Genomic DNA, 3,163 nt, shown 5'->3' with positions numbered 1-3,163 from the left:
ATTGTCTACCGACATGGGTGTTATTTATCTGCATAAATGCAGGTCAGCGCATTGCGGCGGGCTGGTTCAGCTCGAGTTCACCTGGATGTGTATAACGTTAAGATAAATGGCGAATCACGTTTGGATAACGTGACTACCAATGGTGTGCGGCGGTGCAAGAGCGTCGCAATTCGCACACGGATAGGAGTGGAAATGGGTTCAGTGGACCTGGGCAGCCTCGGAGACCTTCTGAGTGCATTCGGTGACATCTTCAGCGGCTTCGGCGGGCTCTCCAGCTTCTCGGCCGAGTAATACGCAGACCGCTGTGCCGACAGCCCGCCGGACATCTCCGGCGGGCTGTCGGCTTCTCTGTGTCCGGCGCAACCTCTACCTGGCGCACGCGCTCGCCGGCCGTGTGGCACCGGTTGTGCGCCTCGGCCGCAGTGAAAGCCCACGCCCACCGAGGATGCCGAGGCCGGAGCGCTCGATGGCCACGAAGCCGCCGATGCCCAGGTCGGCACGTTTTCGGGGGAGATCCGGACGGCACGGGGCAGGTGCGACCGGTGCTCCGCCGAATATACGACTTGACGTAGTAGAGGTGTCCCGCATCGGCTAGCGTTGGGCGCTATGGACGTTGTCTACAACATCGTGGTTGTCACCCATCTGCTCGGAATGGCCGCGGTCGTCGGCGGTTACGCCGCGAGTCAACCCGTGGTCTCGGAGTTGATGGTGTGGGGTGCGCGGCTGCAGTTGATCACCGGTGTGATCCTGGTCGGGCTGGCGGAGTCGATCGACTCACTCGACAAGGACCTGAACATGGTCAAGATCGGCTTCAAGCTGGCCATCTCGGTGCTCGTCGCGGCGTTCGCCGAAATGAGCCGCGCCGACGCCAAACGCGGTAAGGCCGTTCCGTGGATGACCCACGCGGCCGGTGGGCTCGCCATCCTCAACGTGCTGATCGCCGCGCTCTGGACCTGAGTTCGGCACGGTTCCCGGGCCGGGATCGCCGGCGCCGGGAACCGTGCGCTCACCGCTCGAACAGGGACTGCCCGAGATACCCGCCGGGCGCGCGGACACCCGGCGGAATGGCGAACACCGCCGAACCCACCGGGACCGTCCACACATTGAGCGCGTCGAACTCGGCCAGCCGTTGCTGCACCGGCAGGAACTGCGCCGTCACATCCCGCTGGTAGGCGGCGAACAGCAGCCCCGAGTTCGAGGTCTCGCCCGGACGCGGCGGATCGTCGTAGTTGTAACCACGACGCAGGAACCGCTCGCCGTCATGGGTGTGATGGGCGCGAGCGATATGCGACGACGGTGGGATCACCGGGATGCCGCTGGCGTCGACCGCCGCGAAATCCGGCTCGTCGAACTCGCTCGTCCCGGTCAGCGGCGCACCGTTGGACAACCGGCGCCCGACCGTCAATTCCCTGCCCTCGGGGTCGATTTCATCCCAGGTGTCCAGGGTCATCGCGATCCGGCGCAGCACCAGCGAGGTCCCGCCCGCCAGCCACGGCTGAGCGGCACCGTCATCCCATACCAGCCGATCGAAATCCGGTGTGCCTGCGGCGAGATTGACCGTGCCGTCGACCTGACCCATCAGATTCCGTGGCGTGGCGCCCGGTGCGGCGTCGCGGAACCCGCGCTGCACCCAGCGCACCGACACCAGCGACTTCACACTCTTGCAGAGCACCCGGACCGCGTGCGCGACCGTGGTCGATTCCTCGGCGCAGATCTGTAGCAACAGATCCCCGTCGCCGTAACCGGGATCGAGCCGGTCGATGGCGAACGGCGGCAAGGGTTTGAGCCAGTGCGGGCGCCGGTCGGCGAGTCCGGCTACGTCGAACACGCGTGGGCCGAAACCGACGGTGACGGTGAGCCGGGACGGGCGCCCCGCCAGTTCCGGCTCGGTGTCGCCGAGCGCCGGGCGGCCTGCGGTCAGGCGCGCCGCGTCCTCGGTCCAGATCTTCAGCACGCCGACGATGTCGTCACCGTCGGTGCCCGGTCGCAGATCCAGCGCCACGAATGCTGCGTGCGCGGGTGGTGTGGTCGCGATACCTGCCTGATGTTCGCCGTAGAACGGTTCGACCGCCGACGATGCGGGCGAGGTGTCGTCGCGGTGGGTGGTGAACGCGGCCGCACCGAGGCCGAGACCGGCGACGCCCGCGGCGGCCGCACCGCCACCGAGCAGCCGCCGCCGGTTCAGCCGGACGGAACGGGCGCGGGCCGGCTCAACCACCGTGCCCCGGCGCCGCGGCGCCGTCACCGTGCTCGCCGCCGGGCTCGTAATTCTCCTGGTTGCCGGGGAAGTCGCGAACCTGCGCGGTGAACGTGGTGGTCGAGCCGTCGTCGAAAGTGAGCGTGACCGGCGCCTCCGAACCGGTGCGCAGCGGACCGCGCAGGTCCATGAACATGATGTGGTTGCCGCCGGGCTCGAGCGCGAGCTCACCGCCCGCCGGGATGCGGAACCCACCCGCTTTCGGGCGCATGACCTTGACGCCGTCATCGCCGGTCACCACCTCGTGCAGTTCGACGGTGGCCGAGGCCGGGCTGGTCGCCGAGACGACGGTGACGTCGGTGTCGCCGGCGTTGTGCAGCTGTCCGAACGCCGCCGACATACCGCTGTCGGCGGCCTTGGCCCATTGCTCGCTGATAGTGACGGCGGCGGCGGAATCGGCCGGCGCGCCGGAATCTTCCGAGCAGCCGAGCGCGACCAGCGGCGCGGCCACCAAGGCGATGGCGGCGGCCCGGCGCAGGCCTGAGCGTGTGGGAAGGAGGTGGAACATGGGATCTCCCTGTACGGGTTGATGTTCGGGTTGGGGGAAGTCTGAGTGGTTCCCGCGGCGTGCCGACGGCCGCAACCGCTGAGTGAGCGCCGACAACACCGGCTCGCGCCGTCCTCGGGCGGGTAGCACCGCCCGGGTGGCGATCGGTAGCGAATCGCCTCGACGTGCACGTCTGAACGGCCGATGCTCGAAAGCCGTACCTGAAACGGCGGGGCCGCAGAGCTTCGGCGAGCTGCGCTGGAGCGGCTGCTCTTCTGCCGCCCCCGTGCCGTCACTGGTGCGGCGATCTGCGCTGGTGCCGGTCGGGATTCAGCGATCCGCGCCGGTGCCGGTCCGGGTTTCGGCGATCCGTCCCGGTGCCGGTCGTCCTTCGGGCGGCGCGGCGCAGGTTCGATCGG

4 protein-coding genes are annotated in these 3,163 nt (G+C 68.4%); 2 read left to right on the top strand and 2 right to left on the bottom strand.

Annotated features, from left to right (window positions below; genetic code table 11):
* The first annotated feature begins 606 nt into the window (after positions 1 to 606).
* Positions 607 to 957, top strand: a complete 351-nt coding sequence (locus RJ05_RS13560; protein ID WP_036537461.1) for a hypothetical protein — start codon at positions 607 to 609, stop codon at positions 955 to 957.
* Between the two features lie 49 nt (positions 958 to 1,006).
* On the opposite strand, the gene RJ05_RS13555 is transcribed toward RJ05_RS13560, so the two are convergent.
* Both RJ05_RS13555 and RJ05_RS13550 read right to left on the bottom strand, forming a co-directional pair.
* The gene (locus RJ05_RS13555) at positions 1,007 to 2,218 is read right to left on the bottom strand and encodes a Dyp-type peroxidase (protein WP_036537465.1); all 1,212 of its coding nucleotides are present in this window, start codon (positions 2,216 to 2,218) and stop codon (positions 1,007 to 1,009) included.
* A complete protein-coding gene (locus RJ05_RS13550; RefSeq protein ID WP_081597312.1) occupies positions 2,211 to 2,765 on the bottom strand; it encodes a copper chaperone PCu(A)C in 555 nt (184 codons plus the stop codon). The genes RJ05_RS13555 and RJ05_RS13550 overlap by 8 nt, the downstream gene beginning before the upstream one ends.
* A gap of 136 nt (positions 2,766 to 2,901) precedes the next feature.
* On the opposite strand from RJ05_RS13550, the gene RJ05_RS31925 reads away from it, so the two are divergent.
* Positions 2,902 to 3,163: hypothetical protein (locus RJ05_RS31925; RefSeq protein WP_217999005.1), on the top strand; the 262-nt coding region annotated here is incomplete at its 3' end.

Source organism: Nocardia cyriacigeorgica NBRC 100375, assembly GCF_000308555.1.
GTDB lineage: Bacteria > Actinomycetota > Actinomycetes > Mycobacteriales > Mycobacteriaceae > Nocardia > Nocardia cyriacigeorgica.
Note: the sequence above shows the minus strand (reverse complement) of the source record. Positions and strands in the feature narration are given on the sequence as shown.

Excerpts from the sequence above, each read along its gene's own strand:
- RJ05_RS13560 (WP_036537461.1), top strand. The coding sequence starts at position 607 with ATGGACGTTGTCTACAACATCGTGGTTGTCACCCATCTGCTCGGAATG.
- RJ05_RS13550 (WP_081597312.1), bottom strand. The coding sequence starts at position 2,765 with ATGTTCCACCTCCTTCCCACACGCTCAGGCCTGCGCCGGGCCGCCGCC.